18 protein-coding genes are annotated in these 24,889 nt (G+C 67.3%); 5 read left to right on the forward strand and 13 right to left on the reverse strand.

Annotated features, from left to right (window positions below; all coding sequences use genetic code 11):
- Nucleotides 1–78 precede the first annotated feature (78 nt).
- Complete coding sequence (locus RCH07_RS01335; RefSeq protein ID WP_326965664.1) at nucleotides 79–282, reverse strand: hypothetical protein; 204 nt, start codon at nucleotides 280–282, stop codon at nucleotides 79–81.
- Nucleotides 283–552: 270 nt separating this feature from the next.
- Between RCH07_RS01335 and RCH07_RS01340 the strand changes: the two genes are divergently transcribed.
- Complete coding sequence (locus RCH07_RS01340) at nucleotides 553–1,341, forward strand: hypothetical protein (protein WP_326965665.1); 789 nt, start codon at nucleotides 553–555, stop codon at nucleotides 1,339–1,341.
- A gap of 217 nt (nucleotides 1,342–1,558) precedes the next feature.
- Here the strand turns inward: RCH07_RS01340 and RCH07_RS01345 are convergent, their stop codons facing one another.
- From RCH07_RS01345 to RCH07_RS01360, 4 genes are read right to left on the reverse strand one after another with little or no spacing between them, the layout of a single operon-like run.
- Nucleotides 1,559–3,028: a sensor histidine kinase gene (locus RCH07_RS01345; RefSeq protein ID WP_326965666.1), complete on the reverse strand. Its 1,470-nt coding sequence runs from the start codon at nucleotides 3,026–3,028 to the stop codon at nucleotides 1,559–1,561.
- A 36-nt stretch (nucleotides 3,029–3,064) separates the two neighbouring features.
- Complete coding sequence (locus RCH07_RS01350; protein ID WP_326965667.1) at nucleotides 3,065–8,005, reverse strand: NAD-glutamate dehydrogenase; 4,941 nt, start codon at nucleotides 8,003–8,005, stop codon at nucleotides 3,065–3,067.
- 59 nt (nucleotides 8,006–8,064) lie between these two features.
- Nucleotides 8,065–9,441, reverse strand: coding sequence for an AAA family ATPase (locus RCH07_RS01355; protein WP_326965668.1), 1,377 nt, complete (start codon nucleotides 9,439–9,441; stop codon nucleotides 8,065–8,067).
- Nucleotides 9,438–10,082 carry a hypothetical protein gene (locus tag RCH07_RS01360; protein WP_326965669.1) on the reverse strand — a complete coding sequence of 215 codons (645 nt, stop codon included), beginning with the start codon at nucleotides 10,080–10,082 and terminating at the stop codon, nucleotides 9,438–9,440. Before RCH07_RS01360 ends, RCH07_RS01355 begins: the two co-directional genes overlap by 4 nt.
- Before the next feature lie 153 nt (nucleotides 10,083–10,235).
- On the opposite strand from RCH07_RS01360, the gene RCH07_RS01365 reads away from it, so the two are divergent.
- The gene (locus tag RCH07_RS01365) at nucleotides 10,236–10,451 is read left to right on the forward strand and encodes a helix-turn-helix domain-containing protein (protein ID WP_326965670.1); all 216 of its coding nucleotides are present in this window, start codon (nucleotides 10,236–10,238) and stop codon (nucleotides 10,449–10,451) included.
- Between the two features lie 197 nt (nucleotides 10,452–10,648).
- On the opposite strand, the gene RCH07_RS01370 is transcribed toward RCH07_RS01365, so the two are convergent.
- Entirely contained in the window at nucleotides 10,649–11,263 is a 615-nt protein-coding gene (locus RCH07_RS01370) for a hypothetical protein (RefSeq protein ID WP_326965671.1), read from the reverse strand.
- 114 nt (nucleotides 11,264–11,377) lie between these two features.
- On the opposite strand from RCH07_RS01370, the gene RCH07_RS01375 reads away from it, so the two are divergent.
- Together RCH07_RS01375 and RCH07_RS01380 are read left to right on the forward strand one after the other, a co-directional pair.
- Complete coding sequence (locus tag RCH07_RS01375; protein WP_326965672.1) at nucleotides 11,378–12,193, forward strand: LysM peptidoglycan-binding domain-containing protein; 816 nt, start codon at nucleotides 11,378–11,380, stop codon at nucleotides 12,191–12,193.
- 125 nt (nucleotides 12,194–12,318) lie between these two features.
- Nucleotides 12,319–12,864, forward strand: coding sequence for an Rv3235 family protein (locus tag RCH07_RS01380; protein WP_326965673.1), 546 nt, complete (start codon nucleotides 12,319–12,321; stop codon nucleotides 12,862–12,864).
- 191 nt (nucleotides 12,865–13,055) lie between these two features.
- Here the strand turns inward: RCH07_RS01380 and secA are convergent, their stop codons facing one another.
- The 7 genes from secA to mtrA all read right to left on the reverse strand — a co-directional run bounded on the left by secA (nucleotide 13,056) and on the right by mtrA (nucleotide 23,918).
- Complete coding sequence (gene secA / locus RCH07_RS01385; RefSeq protein WP_326965674.1) at nucleotides 13,056–15,794, reverse strand: preprotein translocase subunit SecA; 2,739 nt, start codon at nucleotides 15,792–15,794, stop codon at nucleotides 13,056–13,058.
- A gap of 70 nt (nucleotides 15,795–15,864) precedes the next feature.
- Nucleotides 15,865–17,115, reverse strand: coding sequence for a winged helix-turn-helix domain-containing protein (locus RCH07_RS01390; RefSeq protein WP_326965675.1), 1,251 nt, complete (start codon nucleotides 17,113–17,115; stop codon nucleotides 15,865–15,867).
- Nucleotides 17,116–17,148: 33 nt separating this feature from the next.
- The gene (hpf, locus tag RCH07_RS01395; RefSeq protein WP_326965676.1) at nucleotides 17,149–17,874 is read right to left on the reverse strand and encodes a ribosome hibernation-promoting factor, HPF/YfiA family; all 726 of its coding nucleotides are present in this window, start codon (nucleotides 17,872–17,874) and stop codon (nucleotides 17,149–17,151) included.
- 143 nt (nucleotides 17,875–18,017) lie between these two features.
- Nucleotides 18,018–19,085: a ComF family protein gene (locus tag RCH07_RS01400; protein WP_326965677.1), complete on the reverse strand. Its 1,068-nt coding sequence runs from the start codon at nucleotides 19,083–19,085 to the stop codon at nucleotides 18,018–18,020.
- A gap of 183 nt (nucleotides 19,086–19,268) precedes the next feature.
- Nucleotides 19,269–20,990 carry an LpqB family beta-propeller domain-containing protein gene (locus RCH07_RS01405; protein ID WP_326965678.1) on the reverse strand — a complete coding sequence of 574 codons (1,722 nt, stop codon included), beginning with the start codon at nucleotides 20,988–20,990 and terminating at the stop codon, nucleotides 19,269–19,271.
- Entirely contained in the window at nucleotides 20,987–22,867 is a 1,881-nt protein-coding gene (gene mtrB, locus RCH07_RS01410) for an MtrAB system histidine kinase MtrB (protein WP_326965786.1), read from the reverse strand. The genes RCH07_RS01405 and mtrB overlap by 4 nt, the downstream gene beginning before the upstream one ends.
- Before the next feature lie 376 nt (nucleotides 22,868–23,243).
- Nucleotides 23,244–23,918 carry an MtrAB system response regulator MtrA gene (gene mtrA / locus RCH07_RS01415; RefSeq protein ID WP_326965679.1) on the reverse strand — a complete coding sequence of 225 codons (675 nt, stop codon included), beginning with the start codon at nucleotides 23,916–23,918 and terminating at the stop codon, nucleotides 23,244–23,246.
- Between the two features lie 243 nt (nucleotides 23,919–24,161).
- On the opposite strand from mtrA, the gene RCH07_RS01420 reads away from it, so the two are divergent.
- Nucleotides 24,162–24,875 carry a DUF4166 domain-containing protein gene (locus RCH07_RS01420; RefSeq protein WP_326965680.1) on the forward strand — a complete coding sequence of 238 codons (714 nt, stop codon included), beginning with the start codon at nucleotides 24,162–24,164 and terminating at the stop codon, nucleotides 24,873–24,875.
- Nucleotides 24,876–24,889: the final 14 nt, after the last annotated feature.

A 24,889-nucleotide genomic window follows, 5' to 3' on the forward strand; every position in this document is an offset into this window, starting at 1 on the left:
GACGACAAAGGGAACGCTACGGGCGGGTCGAGGGTGGGGCCAATTCAAGCGACTAAAAGCCCTACAAGTGGGGCCATTTCAGGATGCCATACCCAGCGGGGGCTTCGGCGGCCGCGGTTTGACCGCCCGGATGGTCAACGCCTGAGTGAGAGCTTTACGGGCATGGTTGCGGTGCCACCCGTTGAGCCCGCACACCTGGTCAAGGATCAAGCCCTTTCCGGCCTTGGAGGCCCGCCGGTATTCCAATGCCAGCTTCTTCGTCACAGCCTTGCGTTGACTCATTGTCAGCTCCATAGTCGAAGGCCTACCGCCACCGGCGAACCGGAACGGACAGGCGCACCGCTACGCGCGCATTCTCAAATGATTCTTCGATACCTGCTTCGCGCGCATTTTCTATGAGTCAACGCGCATACTGGTAAAACCGTGTATTGGCCTTATCATCAGTTCATCTGAATATTGAGCAACCGCTGCTCAACCGTGGGGAAGATAGTCGCGGTATGCCAGCGGTGCACCCGGATCAGGCTCCCTCACCATGACTGATTAGGACCCCGCATGAAAGCTTCGCAATCCCTTGTCCTCCCGAACCCACTGGACGCCGCCAAGCGCACTTCTATCGCGCTGCTGGTCGGTTTTCTTCTCGCTGTGGGAGCTTTGAGCGCCTCACCGCAGCAGGCCTCGGCCAACCAGCCGGAAGGGTATTACAGCGTCCCATATTCCGGAACGCTCTACTACTCTCAACACAACTACTACATCGCAGCTTCCTACAACCTATGGCAGAGCGACGGTTTTCCCGCGCCATACAGAGCTCCGACAGAGTACGTCAGGTACTCATACTCGGCCTCGATCTACGCCGTCTCCTACTTTCCAGGTGGCACTCTGACGACCCAGCTTGGTTACGCTGACTGGCAGCGAGCCGGTTCCCCGTCTGCTACGATCGCGGGTCACGTTGACGGAACTGAATATCACTCGTGGGGTACCAGCGCAGAAATTTTCGCGACTGCCCCTGATGGCGTCATCCACAAAATGAACTACTCAGAGTGGGTCGCATCTGGCTATATGCCGGCGACAAACAGGGCGAATGAGGGATTCCAAAAGCTAAGCTGGAGCGGATCAGTCGCGAAAATGTATGAAACCGCCGCTGGCAGCGGTTACCCGGTGTCCTATGCGGAGTGGAAAAAACAAGACTTCCCGACGCCGCAGACGGTGACGAGATTCCCCAATGATGAGTTCTGCAAATACGGCTGGTCCTCGAACATCTACTACTACGGACCCTCGGACGCGGGGGCCGTCAGTTACGCTCAATGGCGGGCGGCAGGCTTCCCAACTCCCACAAAGTGCTAAGTCATCCGTGATGAAGCGCCGGCTCTGCTAAAAACCGGGGCTTCACTTTAGCGTCTCGATGGCGGATCTCGCGGTGGACGCCGGGCTGAAATGATGAGTGGGTAGCATCCACAAGCAGAAGCTTAAGGGCTGCTACAGCGACGATGGCCGCGGACGATCCAGTCCGCGGCCATTGGCGGTTTAACGCCCCAAGCAACACGCCCCGGACCGGCGGAGCTTAGCGCGGGGCGAGGCTCAGGACGATCTGGACGGCGGTTCCGCCGCCGTCCCTGGCTTTCCACCGGATGGTCCCGCCAAGCTCGCTCGTGACCAGGGTGCGGACAATCTGCAGGCCGAGGCCCTCGACGTACGGGGTTGCGGGGATCCCCACGCCGTCGTCCGCGATGGTCACGGTGAGCAGCTCCTCCCCGTCCTCACCTTCGGAGCGGTCGGCGATCAGCCAGACCGTACCAGTCCGGCCCTCCAGCCCATGCTCGACGGCGTTCGCCACCAGCTCATTGATCACCAGGGCCAGCGGAGTGGCGAAGTCGCTGGGCAGCTCGCCGAACAGCCCCGAGCGCTGCGTCTTCACCTGCTGCGACGGCGACGCCACCTCGGCCGACAGCCGGAACTGGCGGCCGATGAGCTCGTCGAAGTCCACACTCTGGGTCAGCCCCTGGGACAGGGTCTCGTGCACCAGGGCGATGGTTGCCACCCGCCGCATCGCCTGCTCGAGCCCCTGCTTGGCCTCGTCGCTGACCATCCGGCGTGACTGCATGCGCAGCAGGGCCGCGACGGTCTGCAGGTTGTTCTTTACCCGGTGGTGGATCTCGCGGATCGTGGCGTCCTTCGTGACGAGTTCCAGCTCCCGCCGGCGCAGCTCGGAGACGTCACGGCAGAGCACCAGGGCGCCGAAGCGGTGCTGTTCGTCGCGCAGGGGTATGGCGCGCAGGGAAAGACTGACCCCGCGCGACTCGATCTCGCTCCGCCACGGCATCCGGCCCGTGACCACCAGCGGCAGCGTCTCGTCCACCAGGCGCCGGTCCTTGAGCAGCCCGGCCGTAACCTCGGCCAGGCTGCGGCCCTCGAGGGACTCGCCGTCGCCGAGCCGGCGGAAGGCGGACACGCCGTTGGGGCTCGCATATTGGACGATTCCCTCGGCGTCGAGCCTGATCAGGCCATCGCCGACGCGCGGCGCGCCGCGGCGCGAACCGGTGGGCGAGGCGAAGTCCGGCCAGAGCCCCAGGGTGCCCATCCGCAGCAGATCGTAGGCACACTGCCGGTACGTCAGCTCCAGCCGGGATGGCATTCGCGAGCTGGAAAGGTCCATATGGGTGGTGACAATTGCCAGGGTCCGGCCGTTGCGGACCATCGGCACAGCCTCGACCCGCAGGGCCATGTCGCTGCTCCAGTTCGTCTCGTTGGAGCGCTCGATCGTGCGGCTCTCCCACGCCTTGTCCACCAGCGGCACCAGGTCCGACCTGATCCGTTCCCCCACGAAGTCGGCGTGGAACACCGTATGCGAGGTGGAGGGGCGGACATGGGCAAGCGCCACATAGCCGAGCTCGGGATGCGGAAACCACAGCGCCAGGTCGGCAAACGCCAGGTCGGCCACCATCTGCCAGTCACCCACGAGGAGGTGAAGCCACTCGGCATCCCCCGGCCCGAAGTCAGCATGCTCCCGGATAGGGTCCGTAAAGATTGCCACAGCACCTCCATTTGCGACGCCGGGAGCAGCCGTCCCCTAGCGTCGAACGATTGACCTCAAGAGCCTCAATGCTACCGACAGCGAGGCCATGTCATCGGCTTCGAGCGCGTTGACCTCGTCAAACATGGACTTCGCACGGCCCAGTTGCTCCACGTTCTGCCGTTCCCACGCAATCAGCCGTTCATCCGCCGGCATCCCGGCAGGTGTCGCCTCGAGCACCGCCGTGGTCATGTCCGAGACGGTCGAGTACAGGTCATCGCGCAGCGCCGCACGGGCCAGCGCCTGCCAGCGGTCCTTCCTGGGCAGCTTGGTGATGCGTTCCAGCAGGGAATCGGCGTGGAAGCGGTTGAACACCGTGTAGTAGACGTGCGCGATGCTCTCCACCGGTTCGGGGCTGACATGGACGATCTTGGCGATATCCAGCAGCACGAAGCTCTCGAAAAGCTCCGCCCAGCGGTGGGCCAGGTCTTCGGGCAGTTCCCAGCCGCGAGCCTTCTCGAGCCAATCGGCCACCCGTGCACGGTCGTCGCCGCGCAGGTAGTCCAGCAGCCGGGCGCGCATCGGGTCCATCAGGGGCTTGAACTCCGCCACGATCCCGGCGATCGGCCGGGCCGCGTTGCTCTGGCTCAGGACCCAGCGGACGGCCCGGTCCAGGAGCCGGCGGATGTCCAGGTGGACGGTGCTCCAGTGCTCCGTCGGGAAGGACGCGGGCAGCTCGTTGAGTTCCCCCACCATGACGTCGAGTTCGTAGACCTCACGGAGCGCGACGAAGGCCTTGGCGACGGCGGCCTCGGTGGCCGAGGTTTCCTCCATGGCCCGGAACGCGAAGGTGATGCCGCCCATGTTGATCATGTCGTTGGCCACCACGGTCGCGATGATTTCCCGACGCAGCGGGTGGGTGTCCAGTTCGGCGTCGAACCGTTCCCGCAGCTGCTTCGGGAAGTAGGCCCGCAGCGTGTCCCGGAACCACGGGTCGTCGGCGAGATCACTGTCCCGCAGTGACGAGGTGAGTTCGATCTTGGCGTAGGCCGCCAGCACGGAAAGCTCCGGCGAGGTCAGCCCCTGTCCCTGCTCCAGCCGCTCGCGCAGCGTCTCCGTGGTGGGCAGCGCCTCGAGGTCGCGCTTGAGCTCGGCGGACTTTTCCAGCCAGTCCATCAGCCGCTCGTAGCTGGGGCTCCACTCGGACACCCGCATGCGGTCATTGAGCAGCAGGATGTTCTGGTCAATGTTGTCTTCCAGCACCAGGCGGCCCACTTCGTCCGTCATCGAGGCGAGGAACTCCGCACGCTCGGCCGGGTCCAGCTTGCCTGCGGCGACCATCCGGTCGACGAAGATCTTGATGTTGACCTCGTGGTCCGAGCAGTCCACGCCGGCCGAGTTGTCGATCGCATCGGTGTTGAGGATGACGCCCTGGAGCGCCGCCTCGATGCGTCCGCGCTGCGTCATGCCCAGGTTGCCGCCTTCACCGACCACCTTGACGCGCAGTTCGCGGCCGTCGACGCGGATGGCGTCGTTGGCCTTGTCCCCCACCTCGGCGTTGGTTTCGGTGGACGCCTTGACGTAGGTGCCGATCCCGCCGTTGTACAGCAGATCTGCGGGGGCCAGCAGGATCGCACGCAGCAGTTCCGGCGGGCTCAGCTGGGTGGTGCCCTCGGGCAGCCCCAGCGCGGCCCGGACCTGCGCGGAGACCGGAATGACCTTGGCCTGGCGGGCAAACACGCCGCCGCCTTCGCTGATCAGCGACTTGTTGTAGTCGTCCCAGGAGGAGCGGGGAAGCGTGAAGAGCCGCTCCCGCTCGGCGAAGGAGACCGCCTCGTCGGGGGCGGGATCGAGGAAGATGTGCCGGTGGTCAAAGGCCGCGAGCAGGCGGATGTGCTTCGAGAGCAGCATGCCGTTGCCGAAAACATCGCCGGACATGTCCCCGACGCCGACGACGGTGAACGGCTCGGACTGTGTGTCCAGATCCAGCTCGCTGAAGTGGCGCTTCACCGATTCCCAGGCGCCGCGGGCGGTGATGCCCATGGCCTTGTGGTCGTAGCCGACGGAACCGCCCGAGGCGAAGGCGTCGCCGAGCCAGAAGCCGTACTCGGCGGCGAGGCCGTTGGCGATGTCGGAGAACGAGGCAGTTCCCTTGTCGGCCGCGACCACCAGGTAGGAATCGTCGTCGTCGTGACGGACGACGTCGGCCGGCGGCACGAGCGTTTCGCCCGCCGTCGTGGTGATGAGGTTGTCCGTGATGTCCAGGAGGCCGCGGATGAACGTCTTATAGCTCTCGATGCCCTCGGCCATCCACGCGGTGCGGTCCGAGGCCGGATCGGGGAGCTGCTTCGCGTAGAAGCCGCCCTTGGCGCCGGTGGGGACGATCACGGCGTTCTTGACGGTCTGGGCCTTGACGAGGCCGAGGATTTCGGTGCGGAAATCCTCGCGGCGGTCCGACCAGCGCAGGCCGCCGCGGGCCACCTTGCCGAAGCGGAGGTGCACGCCCTCGACCCGGGGCGAGTACACCCAGATCTCGTACATGGGGGTGGGGAACGGCAGCCCCTGAATCTGGGCGGGGTCCAGTTTGAAGCTCAGGTGCGGTTTGGCCTGGAAATAGTTGGTCCGCAGCGTCGCCTGGATCAGGTTTTTGAAGGTGCGCAGCACGCGGTCGGCGTCGAGAGTGGCCACCTCTTCGATGGCGGCGTCGAGCGCGGCACGGACCTCGTCCTGCCCGGCGAGGCGTTCCGCCCCGTCCAGCGCCGGGTCGAAGCGGGCCTGGAACAGGGCGTTCAGGCCGCGGGTCACCTCCGGATTGGCGAGCAGGGTGTCCGCCAGGAAGCCGAAGGAGTTGGTGTTTCCCATCTGCCGCATGTACTTGGCATAGGCCCGCAGCACGATGACCTGGCGCCAGTGCATCCCCTGTCGCAGCACCAGCCGGTCAAAGCTGTCCGATTCCGCGGCGCCGGTCACAGCCGCCCCGAAGGAGTTCGCCAGCAGCTGGCCGGTGGCCTGCGGATCCACCCCGGCCGGGTACTTCAGGCCAAGGTCGTAGAGGAAGAAATCACGGTGGTCGGCCGTCTCGATTTCAAAGGGGCGTTCGTCCAGGACCTCGAGTCCGAGGTTGTGGAAGAAGGGCAGGATCTGGCTCAGGCTCTTGGGTTCCAGCATGTAGAGCTTGACCCGTGCATCCTCTTCCAGCGTGGCACCGGCGCCTTCGGGCAGGTACACGTGGACGCCGGGCTGTTCCCGCACAGCATCGCCCGTCAGCTCGGCGGCAGCGCCGTACCGCTCGAACCGGGCAATGTCCTCCAGGGCGTCTTCCACTTCGTAGTCGATGCGGTAGTTGGCCGGGAAGGCCTCGGCCCACACGGAGGCGAGTTTCTTGGCGGCGTCCTCCCCTGCGGTGGCCTCAGCGGTAGTGGCCGCCCCGGCGGTGGCCGCCCCGGAAGTGGCCGCCCCTGCGGTGGCCGCCCCGTCACCCTCCGCACGGGCTCGCAGGACTTCGGTGATGCCTTCGCTCCACGAGCGCGCCGCGCGGACCAGCCGCTTTTCCAGCTCATCGGCGTTGATGTTGCTGACATCAGCGTTCTTGGGAAGCCGGATCCGGAAGAACAGGCGCGCCAGCGCGGATTCGGTCATCCGGGCCTCATAGTCGATGGACACGGCGTCGAAGGTCTGCCGCAGCTCCCGCTCGATGCGCAGCCGCACGTTGGTGGTGTACCGGTCGCGGGGAAGGTAGACGACGGCGGACATGAACCGGCCATAGATGTCCGGCCGGAGGAACAGCCGGGTCCGGCGGCGTTCCTGCAGCCGCTGGATCCCGGTCGCGATGGCGGCAAGGTCAGGGACCTCGATCTGGAACAGCTCGTCGCGGGGGTACGTTTCGAGGATACCCAGGAGGTCCTTCCCGGAGTGGGAATCCGGCGGGAAACCCGCGTCATTCAACACGGCGGCGACCTTCTCGCGGACCACCGGGATGTCGCGGACGGAGCCGGCGTAGGCGGTGGTCGCGAAAAGCCCGATGAAGCGGCGCTCGCCGTTGACGTTTCCGGCCGCGTCAAAGCTCTTGACCCCGATGTAGTCCAGGTACGCCGAGCGGTGCACCGTGGAGCGGGAGTTGGCCTTAGTGATCACGAGGGCACGCTTCTCGCGCGCCTTCTTGCGCCCCGTCTCGGTCAGGTGCTGGATGTGGTGGCGGGTTTCGGCGCTGCCGCGCAGCAATCCGAGGCCGCTGTCTTCCCTGGGCTCGAGCACATCCTCGTCGGATTCGGTCTTGAGGTCGTACTCGCGGTAGCCGAGGAAGGTGAAGTTTCCGTCGTCGAGCCAGCGGAGCAGCTCCTGGGCCTGGCGGAGTTCGGCGATCTGGGCGGGGTTGGCCACCTTGTCGAGGTCCCCGGCGATCTGGTGTGCCTTGTTCCGCATTTTCGGCCAGTCCTCGACGGCGGCCCGCACGTCACGGAGGACCCGCCCGATTCCTTCGACGAGCTGCCGGCGCTTCTCATCGTCCACGGGGTCGATTTCGACGGCGATCCAGGATTCCATGTGGGAGGCGTTGTCGCCCTCGGCGATGAGGTGGGACAGGTTGGGCATCGCAGCCGTGTCGCCGCTGGAGATGCCCAGATGGGAGGGGACACGGGCCACCTTGACCAGCTCGCCGGTCCCGCGGTTCCGCGTCACAACGAAGAGCGGGTGCATGGCGAGGTGGATTGGGGACTTCTGGCGGACCAGTTCGGCGTTGACCGAGTCCACCAGGAACGGCATATCGTCGGTGACGATGTAGACGACGCTGCAGTCCGGCTCGTCGTTGATGGTGATGTTGGCGATTCCGGGCAGCCGCGTTGCCGCCCCCAGCCGGTGCGTCTCGGCCCTGGCGGTCAGCACATCGTGGGCGTATCCCCGCGCGTCATCGTCCGCGAGGTGCTCGTAGTAGTCCCCGAGGTAGCCTTCCCTGGCACCAATCGAAACGGGCTGATCCTGCACGCTGGACCCAGACGACATCGACAAACGCCTCCATCAAAAAAGTTCATGGCCGCATCTTTGCGGTCCTCCTGGCGAGCCTAACGCTTTAGGCGGCCCATTGCTGTGGAAGAAAAGACAGAGGATCGGCGAGTTCGCTGGGCAGGTGCACAAACCAGTCCGGCGATTGCCTTGCGCAGGGCCGAGTCCGGGGCCGTTTCGAGCAGCAGCGACCCGGCGAGCAGCGCCGCGTCGCACGCCGCCGCGTCCGCCGGCAGGAAGGCCGAGACGGGCGCCGTCGGGCCGTACCGCTCCCACGCATCGCGGAGCTGCCGCTCGGGCGAACGCCCGACGGCGGCCGCGCGGACCTTGTTCAGCACCACCCGCGGTGACACCTGGGGGACGGCGGCTTCCAGCTCGGCCAGGCCCCGGACCAGCCGCGGCACCCCGATGGAGTCGGCGGCCCCGACCGCGAAAACTGTGTCCGCCAGTTCTAGGCTCCGCAGCGTCGCGGCGTTGCGGCGCGGCGCCATCGTGTCGAAGCTCAGCTCCTCGTCGGATTCCAGGCAGAAACCGGTGTCGATCACCGTCACGTCGGCGATCTGCCGCGCTCTTCCCAGTACCCGGGACAGTGCGGCGGCGCGGAGTTCGGTCCAGCGGTCCGCGCGCGTGATCCCGGTGAGTACCCGGAACGTCCCCGAGCGGGTGGCCACCGGGGTGGCAATCCTGAGCAGCGCCGCGCCGTCGAGCAGGCCCTGGTCCGCCAGCCGGCAGGCCTGTGCCAGGCCCGCGGCCTCATCCAGCAGGCCGAGCAGGGCGGCCACGCTGGCACCGTAGCTGTCCGCGTCGACCAGCAGCACGGATTTACCTTCGGCTGCCAATTCACCCGCGATGTTGGCCGCAACCAGGGTCCGGCCCGGCGCACCGGCCGGGCCCCAGATTGCGATCAGTTGCCCGGTCCCGGCGCGCTCCGGCGCGACGCCCGTTCCGCCGTCGGACCGCCCGCCGTCGGCCCGTTCGCCGCCGGACCGCTCGCCGTCGGCGAAGGCTGCATCGGCAGAGGTGGTATCCGCGAAAGCGGCATCCGCGAAGGCGAGATCGGCGCCGTAACGCGGCCGGGTGCTGTCCCCGCCGAGCTGGGCTACGGCAGCGGTGATGCGGCTCGCCAGCGCGGCGGCACCGACGCTGGGCGGTTCGGCGGCGACGCCGATCCCGCGCAGGCGGGACATCTCCTCCGGGCTGTCCGTCAATGCGAGCACCGCAACGCCGACGGCGGCCAGCCGGTCAACCAGCGACGCGGTCAGCTCCCCGCTGTCTTCCGCCACGATCGCGGCGCGGGCCAGACCGCTCTGGCAGGCCGCCAGCAGTTCGGCGAGTTCGCCACACCGCCGGACCACGGACACCGGGCCGTGAAGCCGCTCCAGACCGCCCACCAGGTCATCGCTGGAGTGTCCGACGGTCACCACCGGGATGTTCATCGGCCCGCACCGCCCGGATTCCAGACCACCGAGATCTTCGCTTTGTTTGCCTGGGCGCCCAGCAGTTTGGGCATCTGCTCGTCCGGAACCAGGACCATGACCACGGTGGACCGCGCGGAACCGAGCGCGGCGCTGCCCGTTGTGACTTGGGCGATCTCCGCCCCCGGCAGCAGCAGCGTGGGCTCGCTGAAGCCGTTGCGGGTGTCGGGCAGGGCCACCCAGACGTCCACCCGCGAACCGGCCACGGCCTGGCCGGGCAGGGCTTCATCGATCGTGACCGCCACCGGTTTGCGGTCCAGCGCATCAAGGCGTCCGAGGCTCTCGCGGGGCAGCAACTGGTCCTTGCCGATTCTTTGGACGGCCACCAGCCCCTCGGTGAGTCCCGACTCAGGATTGAGGTAGTGCTGCTCCACGTCGCCAAGGCGGACCTTGACGCGGTTGAGCTTATCCGTGGTGAGCCTCTCGCCGACGGCTATCGATTCCCGCGCCGAATAGGCTTCCGTGGTCTGATCTGCGGCTCCCAGCAGGGAGATGACGCCGACGACGGAGGCCAGGACCAGCAGGATTCCGACCAGGAGCCGGGGGTCTTTCCACGAAGGCTTCTTCAGCCGCGCCCCGGCGGACCCCGTGCCTGCACTCATGCGCCCCACTCCCCCTGTAGCCGCCGCCCGGGCGTCAGTGCCGGGCACCATCATTGTGACGTCTTGGTGGCCCGGACGGGAAGATGCTGAGGCAAACAAATGCAAACTGTGGATAACGGCACCAGCCGGGCCCATCGGTGGCAAAATGAAGTCATGCCCCGATTCCTGACCCTCGCAGATGTGGCCGAGCAGCTCCAGATCAACGCTCCGGCTGCCTATGCCCTCGTGCGCAGCGGCGAGATCAAGGCGATCCAGGTGGGTGGCCGCGGCCAGTGGCGCGTGGAGGAGAAGATGCTCGAGCAGTACATCGAAGAGCGCTACGCCGAGGCAAGCCGCATGATCGCGGAAGCCAAGTCCAAGTCGGTCTAGGTCCACAGCGGTTCACCTGGCGCGGGTGGGACTGCGCCGCGAGTGGTCATTTTCGCTGGTTCGTCGGGGGACATGCCCATTCTTCGCACCTGGGACTGGGCACAATGGCACTGTGTCCATCCGCTGGCCCCGCCGCGGGGCATGCCCCTGCGCCCGGCCACCGCGCCCGGACCCCCGACGAACTAACGAAATGCCCGCTAGTCCTCCGGCGAACGGACAGATCTGAGCGCCGCCAGGGCCGCAAAGGGAATGGTCGTCACCTGCCGGACATTCGCCGCGCGCCGGTCCTCGCCCTCCCCGGTGACGGCCAGATCCAGATGATCGCGCCCCACCCTGTCGATCACGCCGTGGAGCGTGGCGTCCGCCGCTGACCCGTGCAGGACCAGGATAGCCAGTGCCGCCCGGTCCCTCGCCAGGGCACGAAGGGCGCTGGCGAGTCCGAGCCGTTGCCGGACCCTGGACGGCTCGGCTACCGCCAGCCTTGAGAGCCCGAGATACCGCACGGCCGAAGAATACGGGATCAGCAACTGGTGCCGCGGTTCGTTGAGCACCAGTGCCTGGCTGCCGGCATGACTCAAGACCCCTTCGACCATGGACCCGGACGCCAGCTGGACGCCGATCAGGAGCCCCAGCGAACCGCGGAGCCGGTCCGTGAGCTCCACCGCGGCCGCATCCGCCCGTGTCCGCTCCGCGGTCTCCGCGTCAAGCTCCAGCCGCACGGTGGCGGCGAGTTGTGCCTCCATATCGCCAAACAGGGCATCCCAGCGCATGGCGACAGCGTAGGCGGCCGCTTCGCCGCGGTCAATGCACACCCCGATGCCGGCACCTCTAGACAAACATGCCAGACGGGTTCAAACTGACACTAAATAAGTCAAACAGCATCAAAATACATCAAACTGCATTCAAGGCGAGCGAAAGTGAAGACCATGGTTACAGCAGCGGCAGCTAGCTCCGGGACCCGGCAACCGTTGCGGGCCGACGCGTTCATGGCCGCCGCCATCCTGCTGCTGGGCCTGTTCCTGGCCGGAACCGGCAACACCCTCGTGCAGCGCTGGCGGTCCTCCGCCGCACGGCAACAGTCTCTCGGCTTCGAGGACCAGCTCGGCATCGTGGCGAACACCGCCGGCCTCATCGTCATCACGTGGTGGATTATGTCCCTTGCGGCCGCGGTGTCCGCGGCCCTGCTTCAACGCGGCGGCAGGACGCGGGCAGCTTCAGCGGCCGGCGGGTTCGCTCCCGCGTTCATGCGCCGCCTCGCCCTAGCCGCCGTCGGGCTTCAACTGCTCGGCGCGCCGCTGGCCACCGCGGCCGCGCCTGCTGTCCCCGACGCCGGCTCCGCTCAACCGGCGGTCTCCGCCGCCTGGACCCCGACGCCGGTTCCCGCACCTTCGACGGCGGTTCCCGCACCTTCAGCGGAGTCGGGCCCCGCCCCGGCCCCGGACCCAGCGCCGACTGCCGGTGTCGACCCTCAGTGGACGCCGCACAGCCCGGTGGTGGACCCGGGGCCGCTGGCAGGACAACAGCTCCGCGGCCAGGAGCCTACGGAACGGCGCACCCACGTTACCGTCCTGGCCGGGGACTCGCTGTGGAGCCTTTCCGCAGCCCGGCTGGGACCGTTCGCCTCCGACGTCGACATCGCCATGGACTGGCCCCGGCTGTACCGGGCCAACCGCGACGTCATCGGCGGGAACCCCCATATCTTGCGGCCCGGCCAGGTACTCAGGCTTCCGCCCGGGGACTGACTCCCGGGGCGCGCTCCGGCGGAGCAACCGCAGAGCAACCGCAGAGCAACAGCAGAGCAACCGCAGAGCAACAGCAGTATTTCCAGCACCAAGAGACATCATCAACCACCAGCAAAGGAACCACCATGAGCGCAATGACCGGGATCCGCGCCGCGGAGACCCCCGTTTCACCCGCGGCACCCCTCCGCCTGGTATCCGGTGCGGCGGCCCAGGCCACCGGCGGGGCCGTCCCCGCAGCCACCCAGGCCTCCGGCCAGGACACAACCCTGCCCACCCGGCCCACCGGGCACAGCCCGGCGGCACCGGCCCTGCGGGTGGTAGACGAAGGCCGCGAGATCTGCGCGATTGCCCGCAGCACGGTCCAGGCCGCGATTGAGGTACTGGGCGGCACACGGCCGGTCCAGCAGCTCGCCCGGCGGCTGGACCAGCGCTGCCTTACGGCCCTGCAGCACCGGGCGGCCCTGACCCGGCGGATGCCGTCCGGGAGCTCACCGACCGCGGGTCGTCTACACGGGAACCCCTCGGTCCGTTCGGTCCGGGCCTGCCGGGTCTCCGAGGACGTCTATGAGGCCAGCGCCGTGGTGGTCGAGGAGTCGCGGGTACGCGCGGTTGCCCTGCGGCTGGAGCGCACCAAGCTGGTCTGGCGCGTCACCGCCCTGGAGATCGGCTGACCGTCCGTTTCGGGCCGGCGGCAGACGTGCCGGCGGCCCGTCGTAAAACACGCTGGGGGCTGAAGGAAGGAGGAGACGGACAAACGAAAGAGGACCGGAACAACTGTTCCGGTCCTCTTTCAGGTGATCACGTGGTCAGCAGCGCAAGGCAGTAACCGTCGCACTGTCGGGCCCCGGCTGAACGCCCCTGCCTAGCGCCGCTTCTTCTTGCCGGCCCGGCGCGGAGTGTCCTGCGCCGCAGCCTTGGCCGGGTTGCCGGAGCGGCCGGAGGCCTTGGCCTCGACCCGGGTCTGGGCCGAACCGTCCTCGCCGGGAGCGGTGTACTGCAGCTGGGCGGGCTTCTCCGGCGCCTCGAGTCCGGCAGCGCGAATCCGCGGCTCGTGGTGCTCCGTGTGCTCGCCCGCGGCGTCGGCGATGACCACGTCCTCGGCGGGGGTCACCTCGACCTCCAGGTTGAACAGGAAGCCGACGCTTTCCTCGCGGATGGCCTCCATCATGGCCTGGAACATGATGAAGCCCTCGCGCTGGTATTCCACCAGGGGATCGCGCTGGGCCATCGCGCGCAGACCGATGCCTTCCTTCAGGTAGTCCATCTCATAGAGGTGTTCCTGCCACTTGCGCCCGATGACCGACAGGACAACTCTGCGCTCGAGCTCCCGCATGCTCTCCGGGCCGATAGCATCCTCCCGGGCCCCGTACACCAGGCGGGCGTCGGAGAGGATCTCTTCCCTGAGGAAGTCCACGGTGATGCGTGACTTTCCGCCGGCCTCGTCGATCAGATCGCGCGGAGTGACGGTCACCGGGTAGAGGGTCTTGAGGTTGGTCCAAAGCAAGTTGAAGTCCCAGTCGTCGCCGTTGCCTTCGCTGGTGGCTTCGTCGATGAGGGCGCTGATGGTGTCTTCGAGGAAGAACTGGACCTTCTCGTGCAGGTCGCCGCCCTGCAGGATACGCCGGCGGTCGCCGTAGATGGCCTCGCGCTGGCGGTTCAGCACGTCGTCGTACTTCAGGACGTTCTTGCGCTGTTCGGCGTTGCGGCCCTCCACTTGGCCCTGGGCCGAGGCGATGGCGCGGGAGACGAGCTTGGATTCGAGCGCGACGTCGTCCGGCACCGAGCTGTTCATGAGCCGCTCGGCCGCGCCGGAGTTGAAGAGGCGCATCAGGTCATCGGTCAGGGACAGGTAAAAGCGGGACTCGCCCGGGTCGCCCTGCCGGCCGGAGCGGCCCCGCAGCTGGTTGTCGATGCGGCGTGATTCGTGCCGTTCGGTGCCCAGCACGTACAGGCCTCCGGATTCCAGGACTTCCTCATGTTCGTCCTTGACGGCTTGCTTGGCGGCCTCGAAAGCTGCGGGCCAGGCGGCCTCGTATTCTTCCGAGTTCTCCTCCGGATCCAGTCCGCGCTTAGCCAGCTCGGCGACGGCGGTGAACTCGGCGTTGCCGCCGAGCATGATGTCGGTACCGCGGCCGGCCATGTTGGTCGCGACAGTCACGGCGCCCTTGCGGCCGGCCTGGGCCACGATCGCGGCTTCACGGGCGTGGTTCTTGGCGTTCAGGACCTCGTGCCGGACACCTTCCTTGGCCAGCAGCCGGGAGAGGTATTCGCTCTTCTCGACGCTGGTGGTGCCGACCAGGATCGGCTGCCCCTTCTCATGCCGTTCGGCGATGTCCTTCACGACGGCGTCGAACTTGACGGCCTCGTTCTTGTAGACGAGGTCCGCCTGGTCGAGCCGCGTCATGTCCCGGTTGGTGGGGATGGCGACGACGCCCAGCTTGTAGGTGCTCATGAACTCGGCGGCTTCGGTCTCGGCGGTACCGGTCATGCCCGCTAGCTTGCCGTACATCCGGAAGTAGTTCTGCAGCGTGACGGTGGCGAGCGTCTGGTTCTCGGCCTTGATCTCGACGCCCTCCTTGGCTTCGATGGCCTGGTGCATGCCTTCGTTGTAGCGCCGGCCGGCGAGGATGCGGCCGGTGTGTTCATCGACGATCAGCACTTCGCCGTCCAGGATGACGTAGTCCTTGTCCCGCTTGAAGAGTTCCTTGGCCTTGATGGCGTTGTTCAGGAAGCCGATGAGCGGGGTGTTGGCGGACTCGTACAGGTTGTGGATGCCGAGGTAGTCCTCGACCATTTCGATCCCGGATTCGAGGACGCCGACGGTGCGCTTCTTCTCGTCGACCTCGTAGTCGGTCTCGGCCTTGAGCCGCATGACCACCTTGGCGAACTCGCCGTACCAGCGGTTGGTGTCGCCCTGCGCGGGTCCGGAGATGATGAGCGGCGTGCGGGCCTCATCGATGAGGATCGAGTCAACTTCATCGACAATGGCGAAGTGGTGGCCGCGCTGGACCAGTTCCGACTTGTCCCACGCCATGTTGTCGCGCAGGTAGTCGAAGCCGAACTCGTTGTTGGTGCCGTAGGTGATGTCCGAGGCGTACTGCTCGCGGCGCACGGCTGGATCCTGGTTGGAGAGGATGCAGCCGCTGCTCAGGCCGAGGAAGCGGTACACCCGGCCCATAAGGTCGGACTGGTATTCGGCCAGGTAGTCGTTCACGGTGATGACGTGGACGCCGTTGCCGGCGAGGGCGTTCAAGTAGGCCGGAGCGGTGGCCACCAGGGTCTTGCCTTCACCGGTCTTCATTTCGGCGATGTTGCCCAGGTGCAGGGCGGCACCACCCATAAGCTGGACGTCGAAGTGGCGCATGCCGAGGGTGCGGGAGGCCGCTTCACGGACGGCGGCGAACGCCTCGGGCAGGAGGTCATCCAGCTTCTCGCCGTCGACATGCCGTGCGCGCAGACGGTCCGTCTCCTCGCGCAGTTCGGCGTCGGTGAAGGTCTGGAACGAGCTTTCAAGGGCATTGATGGAATCGGCGTAGTTCCGCAGTTGCCTCAGGGTTTTTTTGTCACCCGTGCGGAGAAGTTTTTCGATAAGTGATGCCACGTGAAGTTGCTCCCAGTCTCAAGCTGCCGAATTCTGGCGTGTTTAGTCTACGGGAGAGACAAAGCGCCGGTTACGCCTGTTCCCTCAGAGCGGATAGGCCGCTGCGTGTCCCGGACACGGCGTCCGCGAGCGCCGGGGCCAGGTCCCCCGTGGAGGAGACAACAACCCGGTCCAGTCCCAACCACTCTGCCATGAGCCGCAGTTCCGCGGCGAGTTCGACGGCGGTGTCGGCCGGAGCGCCGGGCTCGGCGTGGGCGGCCCTGGCCAGCAGCAGCCCGGCGGCGCGGTCTGCCTTGAGGTCGACGCGGGCCACAATGCCGTCGCGGAGCAGGAACGGCAGCACGTAGTAGCCGAAGCGGCGCTTCGGCTCGGGGGTGTAAATCTCGATCCGGTAGTGAAATCCGAACAGCTCCTCGAGACGTCGGCGCTCGAAAACCAAGGAATCGAAGGGGCCCAGCAGTGCGCGGCCGCTCGCCCTGCGCGGAAGTTTGGCCTCGGCGTGCCGGAACACGGGCCTGTTCCAGCCGGCCACCTGCACCGGCCTCAGCCTGCCCGCCTCGACCAGGTTGCCGACGGCCACGGCGGCGGGCCGCAGCGGCGAGCGGAAATAGTCCGCAAAGCACCGCACCGTCCCGATCCCGTGCGCCTGGGCGGCGGCATCGATCAGCCGGTCCATCGCAGCCGCAGGGTCAGGCTCCGCGCCGGACTGGGCGTCCGGGCCCGGGGGAAGGACCCTGGCGGTCAGCGTGTAGCGGCGTTCAAACGAGTCTGTGCGGGAGGCCGCGGAGACGAGGCCCTGCTCGAAGAGGTGCTCCAGGACCCTCTTGACGGCGTTCCAGTTCCAGCCCCAGTTCTCCTGCTGCCGGTCCTCGACATGGCCCAGCCGGGCCGTGAGTTCCGCCGCGGTCATCGGTTTCCCCGCAGCGAGCGCGGCGAGCACCCGGGACGCAACGTCGCCCCGCAGTGCCGGGTCCATGGCGTGCGCACCAACCCATTTCCGGCTCTGCCACAGCACCAGGTCCTGGAAATGGTCCGGCCGGATGAAGCTGGCCTCGTGGGCCCAGTACTCCATCATCCGGCGGGGATGCGTGCCGGCCAACCGCTGCAGGACCGAGCGGTCGTAGTTCCCCAGCCTGGAAAAGAACGGCAGGTAGTGGCTGCGGGACAGCACATTGACGGAGTCGATCTGGACCAGGTGCAGGCGGGCAAAGGTACGGCCCACCGCCCGTGCAGTCACGGGTCCGGCGGGCCGTACCTTGTCCAATCCCTGGGCTGCCAGTGCGATCCGCCGAGCCTGCCTGAGGCTCAGCGATTCGTTCACATCAGTCCTTTCGTCGGATAGTCTGCACTATCCTTATGCGCTGGCCGGCTCATCCTCGGAACGGTATGCCATGATCCGTTCGTCCAGCCTCGCCTGGCCCGGTTGGCAGGTCTGGTCCAGGGAGATCACACCGTAGGTCCACCCTTCGCGGCGGTACACCACCGACGGCGCCTTGGTTTCTCTGTCCACAAAAAGGTAAAAGTCATGCCCGACGAGCTCCATGTTGTCGACGGCGTCGTCGAGAGTCAGGGATGCCGCGGGGAAGACCTTCCGGCGGATCAGCACAGGTGAGTCTCCGGCCGGGATGTCGTTCTCGACCTCATAGGGTGACTTCTCGGCGGGAGCCGCCTTGGGCTCCTGCCAGTGGTTCGCTTCCTCGTAGATGGGCTCGCTGGTACTGGCCGGTTCGAGGGTTGCCGTCGCCTCGGTGACGGACTTGGGGGTGTGCCTGCCGTGATGGACCTTCTTGCGGTCCTTGGCCCGGCGCAGGCGTTCAAGAAGCTTGTTGTAGGCAAGATCGAACGCGGCGAATTTGTCTGCGGCACTGGCTTCGGCACGGATCACGGGGCCGCGGCCCAGGACTGTGAGCTCAACCGTGAGCATCTCATCGGTCTGCCGGGCCTTCGTCTCCTTCGAGACCTTTGCGTCCACCCTCTGGACCTTGTCCCCCAACGAGGCGATCTTCGAGATCTTCTCGTCGGCGTACTCGCGGAACCGGTCTGAGACCGTCAAATTGCGTCCGCTGATCATGAACTCCATGGTGCCCTCCAAATGACTTCGGTGACACGACAGCGGCACATCCTGGGGCTGATCTGACTGACAGTCGAGCCCCTTTCCGAGCCGCTATCGACAGGTACATCTGTTCTTGGTACCCATCTTCGACGTTAGTTCATAGCCATCTCTTATTCATCCTTTTTTGGTTTATTTTTTTCCTTGCCGCCCGTCGCTCCAGCCCCCGTGCGGCCACCGGCACCGAACTCCGTTGCGACCGGCGGGCGTGTCGCAGCGAGGACGACGGCGCCCCTGACCAGACCACCCGCGGCCCGCACCGCCCTGGCCGCCTCGGCCAGCGTTGCCCCGGTGGTCAGCACATCGTCAACAATGATGCAGTGCCGGCCGCGGATGTCCGGCGGGCGCAGTCCTCCCCTGGCCCGCATGGATCCGCGCACCCGTTGCCCGCGGGCGCCGCGCCCGAGTCCTTTCTGTCCGCCGGCCGGTCCCGCCCCGGTTCCTGCCATTGTTCCCGCAATTGTTCCTGTCAATGTCCCCCTCAGCCTTCCGCTCAGCGATCCGCTCAGCCTTCCGCTCAGCGTTACGGCCCCGGCACGTGGCCGGGTTTGGGCCCTAGGGCCGGCCTTGCGCAGGGCGTCGACGACCGTGAATCCGCTGAACGCCCCCTCGGGGCTGTCCCTGCCGAGCCGGCCAAGCAGGACGTGGACCGGGCTGAAGCCCCTTTTCCGGTAGGCGCCGCCACTCGTGGGTACCGGGACCAGCACCAGTCCCCCAGCATCCTCTGCCGCAGCCCTGAGAGCGCGCGCAAGGCCCCTTGCCAGCACATCCCCGAGCTGCCCCTGGCCGCGGCTCTTGAAGGACAGCAGTGCCTGCGCCAGCTCCCCGCGGTAGGCGCCGGCGGCCACGACAGCTAGGAGTACCGAGCCGTCCACGTCCATCAGGGCGGGTGCCTGCGCCTCCGCCCTGAAGGGTGTTCGGGTCAGGAGGCGGACCTGCCGCTCGCAGCCGCCGCAAAGGGCCAGGTCCTCCGCGCCGCAGCAGACGCAGTCCACCGGTACCGCCAGAGCCAGCAGCTCAGCCGCCGCCGCGCCGGCCCGGTCCGCCATCCGCAGGAGCGGGCGGCGGTAGTCTCCGCGGTGTTTGGCCGCCGTCAGTGCCGCCGGAACCAGATCCGGGTCCACGGCGGTGCCGTCGCCCGTGCCGGTGTCCCCGACATGCGGCTCCTCGGGTGTTTCCATACAACAAGGTTCCCCCGGCGCCGGGAACCCCGGAAGCCGCTGCGGGCCCTATGTGGACAACTCGCTGTGCAGAAGCCTCAGTGCAGAACCCTCAGTGCACAACCCGCTGGGGGAACCCGCTGTGGAAACCCGCTCTCTCCGAAAAACGGGTCGGCCGGCTGCAGGGTCGGCCGCGGAGCCGGCTCAGCCCGGGAAGGACGGATCAATCGGGCCCTTGAGCTGCGGCGACCAGCCGTTTCCGAGCCGCTGGAAAATGCCATCCGCGGACTGGGCGAAGATTTCCTCGGGGCCGTTGCCTGCGCTCAGGGCGGTCAGCCCGGGCCACGGCGCCAGCTGCTGCGGCGTGGCGGAAGCGAGCGACAGCAGTTCGGGAGTGACGCTCTCACCCGCGGAACCCTTCATCACCGCGACCGTGGTGTCGTCCACCCACACGCCCTGATCGGCCCCCCGGGAGGTCAGCAGCGTCATCGGCGCGGTGAGGTCCTTCGGCGTGCCGTCTGCCGCCCGGACGACGCCCGTCACCTGCACCCTCGTCTTGCCGTTCTGCTCGGTAATGACGAGGGCCCGCGCGCCCTCACGGGATACCCTGAACTCCTTGATGGTCCTGCCGGCAAGCCAGGTGGGCGCCAGCGTCACGGCCGGCACCGGGGCAGCCTCGGCCACGCCGGCGGGCCGGTAGGCAATCACTTCGGTGGCGCCGCTGGCCCCGGGGCCGGCCGTCCAGACCCAGTCGTACCGGTCAAAGGAGGGCCGGGTCAGACTGGCACGGGTGGAGAGCGCCCTGGCGGGCTGCCCGGGCACGATGGAGTACAGGGTGGTCCGGGCCGCGTCCAGGAACGCCGCCGACTGCGAACGCGGAGATTCCGCGGGAGCCCGTGGTGCCAGAGCGGAGACGGACTGGATGTCCTGCAGCGGGGAGATCCGGTTGTTTTCGTACCGGACCAGGTCGTTGTTGCTGACGGCAATCTGGTGCGAAGGGACGTTCGTGTCCCGGATCGGCGGCAGGACCGATCCGTTGTCCTCGACGCGGACCAGGTCCTGGTTGGCTCGGAGCTCGACGTTGATGACGTCGGGCTGGCTGCGGAAGGTCAGGGCCAACTGGGTCTGCATCCGCAGCCGGTCCTCGTTCGAGGCCTCCACGAGGTCCTTGGCGGTGAGGTCCACCTGAGCGGCGCCGGAGACTACCGGGACCGATTCGCGGGCCAGCCTGATGCCGGACGGGAAAGCGCTGACGACGGCGCCCTTGAGATAGGGGGCGGGTCCGCCGAGGAGGGCGCTGGTCATGGCCTTAACGGTCTTCTTCGCGATGAACCACCGGATATCCGGGACCGCATAGGTGAAGGTGGGGTCATAGAAATAGATCGGATAGGCCCCGTAGATGACTTTGAAGGTTTCCTCCGGGATTGCCGTCCCGTCCGGGATCTCCGCGATCCTCCATTGACCGTCCACCTGGGTCAGCGTGGCGGGAATGTTCTCCTTGGTCCCCTCGGGCAGCTGGGTGGCGATGCCGTCCGCATCGACCGTGTATGCAAGGTCCAGCTCATAGTTGAAGACATTGTCGACGCCGGTGGGCACCACCCGGGCGGACCGGAAGACGAGCGCCCGCTGGTCGGGTTTCCAGGTGACCGACGATGCCTGGGTGAGGTACTGGCGGGCCACCGCGTAGTCGTCCTCGTAGCCGCTGCCGGCGAGGTAGAAGTCCTCGATCACCGTCTCAGGCCCGGCGCCCGGGCGCGGCGCGGACGGGAAGAACACCGGGGCATTCTTGGGGTTCCCGGCGCTCTCGTCCGTGCTCTTGCCGACCGGTCCCGAGCGCGGGATCTGGGCACAGGACGTCAGCAGCACCAACAGGACCGCCAGCAGCGCTGCGCCGGTGCGGGTGAGCTTGCTCGAGCCGATACTCATGACCACTCCTTCGTTCCGGCGCCGGTCGACCCGGTGGAGCCGGCGTCCGCTGTACCGGTCGCAGTGCCGCCGTCGGCAGCGCCGCCGTCGGGAGCGCCGCCGTCGGGATCGCCCTCAACGTTTGGCAGCCCGTCACCGTGCTGCTTCCCGACGGCAAGGCGCGGCTCCGGGACCGAAGGGTCCAGCAGGACTAGGGTCCGTTCCCGTCCGGTACCGGGGATCCCGACGTCGGCGGGTTCCAGCTGCAGCGGGGATTTGGTGATGATCCCGCCCTGGTGCAGCGGAAGCGTCAGGCGGAAATTGGCGCCACTCCCCTTCTTCCCCCAGGCCTGGAGCCAGCCGTTGTGGAGTTTGGTGTCCTCAGCGGCGATGGACAGGCCCAGGCCACTGCCTCCGGTGGTCCGGGCGCGGGCGGGATCGGCGCGCCAGAAGCGGTCAAAGACGCGGGCTGCCTCGGCCTGGCTCATGCCGATTCCGTGGTCCCGGACGGCTACGGCCACAGCCGTGTCGTTGGCCGCCACGGAGATGCTCACGGGCCGGCCCTCGCCGTGCTCCAGGGCGTTCAGGACGAGGTTGCGCAGGATCCGGTCGAACCGCCGGTCGTCCATCTCCGCGATGATGCTCTCGGCGGGGGCATTCAGCGTGACCCTGGAGCCGTACTCGGCGGCGACCGGGGCCACGCCGTCCAGCACATGCGATATGACCTGCACGATGTCGGTGGGTTCGGCGTCGAGCATGGCGACGCCGGCGTCGAAGCGGGAGATCTCCAGCAGGTCCGCGAGCAGGGACTGGAAGCGCTCCACCTGATGGTAAAGCAGCTCGGCGGAGCGTTTATTGATCGGGTCGAATTCTTCGCGGGCGTCGTACAGCACCTCGGCGGCCATCCGAACAGTGGTCAGCGGGGTGCGCAGTTCGTGGGAGACGTCGGAAACGAAGCGCTGCTGCATCTGGGACAGTGTGGCGAGCTGGGTGATCTGCTCCTGGAGGCTCGCGGCCATGTGGTTGAACGAGGCGCCGAGGCGGGCCACTTCATCCTCGCCCTTGACCACCATGCGCTCCTGCAGCTGTCCGGCGGCCAGCTTTTCGGAGACCAGAGCGGCATGGCTGACCGGGCTGACGACGTTCCGGGTCACATACCAGGCGACGGCGCCGATCATCAGCGCGAGCGCCGCGGCGCCTGCGAGCAGGACGTTCTGGATCTCATCGAGGGTCTTCTGGGCCGTGTTGAGGTCGTAGATGAGATAGAGCTCGTAGACGGTGCCGTTGAAGGTGACCTTGTTGCCCACGGCAATGCCGGGCCGGTCCTGGGTGCCCACCGGGAACTCCGTGGACGCCCAGAACTGCTCCTTGCCCGAATCCTGCACGGCGGTGCGCAGCTCGGTAGGAATGACACTGATGGTGAGCTGGTCCGAGGCCCGGGATTCGACCCAGCGGTTCCGGGGTTTAGTCTGATCGGGCATCGCTTCGAAGACGTAGCGCTGGATCACTGATCCGCGGCCTTCGACGGCGTTAAGGGTGTCGTAGACCAGGGTGATCACGCTGGACTGGTCGGTGACCTGCGCGCCGTCGAACGTGTCCTGGACCTGCTTGACGTTGTAGCGGGTCTCCGACTCTGCCTGGGCGAGACGCTCCTGGAAGAGGTTGTTGGCAATCTGGTTGGACAAGTACGCTCCCACCACGGCGAAAGACGCGATGGCGAGCATCAGGGTGGTCAGCACCGTCCGGAACTGCAGGGACCGGCGCCACTTCCGGTGCACTGCACGCACCACGTGCCGGCTGCCGGGCACCAGTCCGGCCACACCGGTGCGCACCAGCCGCGCGACCCGCACGCCCACCACGCGGGCCCGGCGGGCCCAGATCCGGGTTCGGAACGCCACGGACTGAGCGGCCGGAGTTACGCCGCCGGCAGGGTGCTGCTCAGGGTTGGCGCCTGGTTCCTCTGCGGTGTCAGGCCCGACGGCGGGCGGTGCCGCGTCAGGTCCGACGGCGGGCGGTGCGGCGTCGGATCCGCGTGTGCCAGCCGGAGTGCGGGTGGCGTTCGCCGGCAGGGCCTGCCCGCCCGGTGCCTGCCCGCCCGGTGCCTGCCCGCCCGGTGCCTGCCCGCCCGGTGCCTGCCCGCCCGGTGCCTGCCCGCCCGGTGCCTGCCCGCCCGGCGCCTGCCCGCCCGGCGCCTGCCCGCCCGGTGCCTGCCCGCCCGGTGCCTGCCCGCCCGGTGCCTGCCCGCCCGGTGCCCTAGGCGTGCCGTCCGAGGGGTCAGGAACCTGCTTTGTAACCAACACCACGGACCGTCAATACGACTTCGGGGGCTTCCGGGTCACGTTCGATCTTGGACCTCAGCCGCTGGACATGCACGTTGACCAGCCGCGTATCGGCGGCATGGCGGTAGCCCCAGACCTGCTCCAGCAGGAGCTCCCGGGTGAAGACCTGCCAGGGCTTGCGGGCAAGGGCCACCAGCAGGTCGAATTCCAGCGGAGTCAGCGAGATCCGCTCGGTGCCCCGGCTGACGAGGTGGCCGGCGACGTCGATGGTGACATCCGCGATGCGCAGGGTTTCCGGCGCCTTCTGGTCGCCCGGGCGCAAGCGCGCACGGACACGGGCCACAAGCTCGGCGGGCTTGAAGGGCTTCGGCACGTAGTCATCGGCGCCAGATTCCAGGCCCCGCACGATGTCGGAGGTGTCGGACTTAGCCGTCAGCATGACGATGGGCACATCCGACTCGGCGCGGATCTGGCGGCACACCTCGATGCCGTCGATGCCGGGAAGCATCAGGTCCAGCAGCACAAGGTCCGGCTTCGAGGAACGGAAAACTTCCAGGGCCTGCCCGCCGTCAGCGCAGAAGACGGGTTCGAACCCGTCGTTGCGCAGCACAATACCGATCATCTCGGCGAGCGCCTCGTCATCGTCCACTACCAGAATGCGTGCCTTCATAGTTATATATTCCCCTATTGAATTGGCTTTGTCGTATTCGGCGCTTCACCGGCATGGCGTGTGCCGAGGCTGGCGGGCGGGCCGGTCTGCCGGCGCGCCGGTGTGTCCGCCTTGCCGGACCTGGCCGCGGAGGCCCAGGCTGTGACAATCGGCAGGCCCGGCTGTGACAATCCGCGGACTGTCCTGCATGCTGTGGACAGGCACTTATCCGGCCAGGATGAGCGGAATGACCAGGAGGATCCCGTGAGCACCCCGATTTACGAGCGCGCGCTCGGCCGCGACTTTGCCCGCCTGCAGCCGGAACTGCAAACCTATTTTTCGCTCGCCCCGGGATCCGGCCACTACGGTGTGGGCGAGGGCGTATTCGAGGTTGTCGGCTGCCGGCAGCGCTGGCTGCGTCCGCTGCTGCGCCTCGCCAGCGGGGAGCAGTCCTTCTTCCCGGAATACGGCGAAGGTATCCCGTTCCGGATCGAGAACCACGCCCATCTGGACCCGTTCGGCCGGTCCAGCCTGACGGCCCGGCGGGAGATCTTCTTCCCCGGCATCACCCGGCTCTTCCACGACACCACCAGCTTCGACGATTCGGGCAGCCGACAGGGGCTGGTGGACTATGTCGGCCGGTACCGCCGACTCGTTACGGACCTCAACCTCAGCGTCACCGCCGGCGGCAGGCTGCGCGGTGTTTCGGAGTCTTCGCGGCTGTTCCTGGCGCCGCTGCGGATTCCACTGCCGGCTGCCTTCGATGCCAAGGCCTACGCCGAGCAGTGGTGGGAGCCGGGCCAGGGCGGCACAGGCAAGCACCGGATCCAGGTCAAGGTGATCCAGCCGCAGATCGGCCTGGTGCTGGTCTATGCCGGCCTCTTCGATTACCGGCTGGAGCCCTACCCCAGCGGCATCACGGCCCCGGGCTACCTTCCCGAGCGCGCCCGTCCGGACCGTTGGGAGCGGCGCGTCTGACGGCGGAGCTTTCG

Origin of the sequence: Arthrobacter sp. CG_A4, from assembly GCF_035985125.1 — a bacterium.
GTDB lineage: Bacteria > Actinomycetota > Actinomycetes > Actinomycetales > Micrococcaceae > Arthrobacter.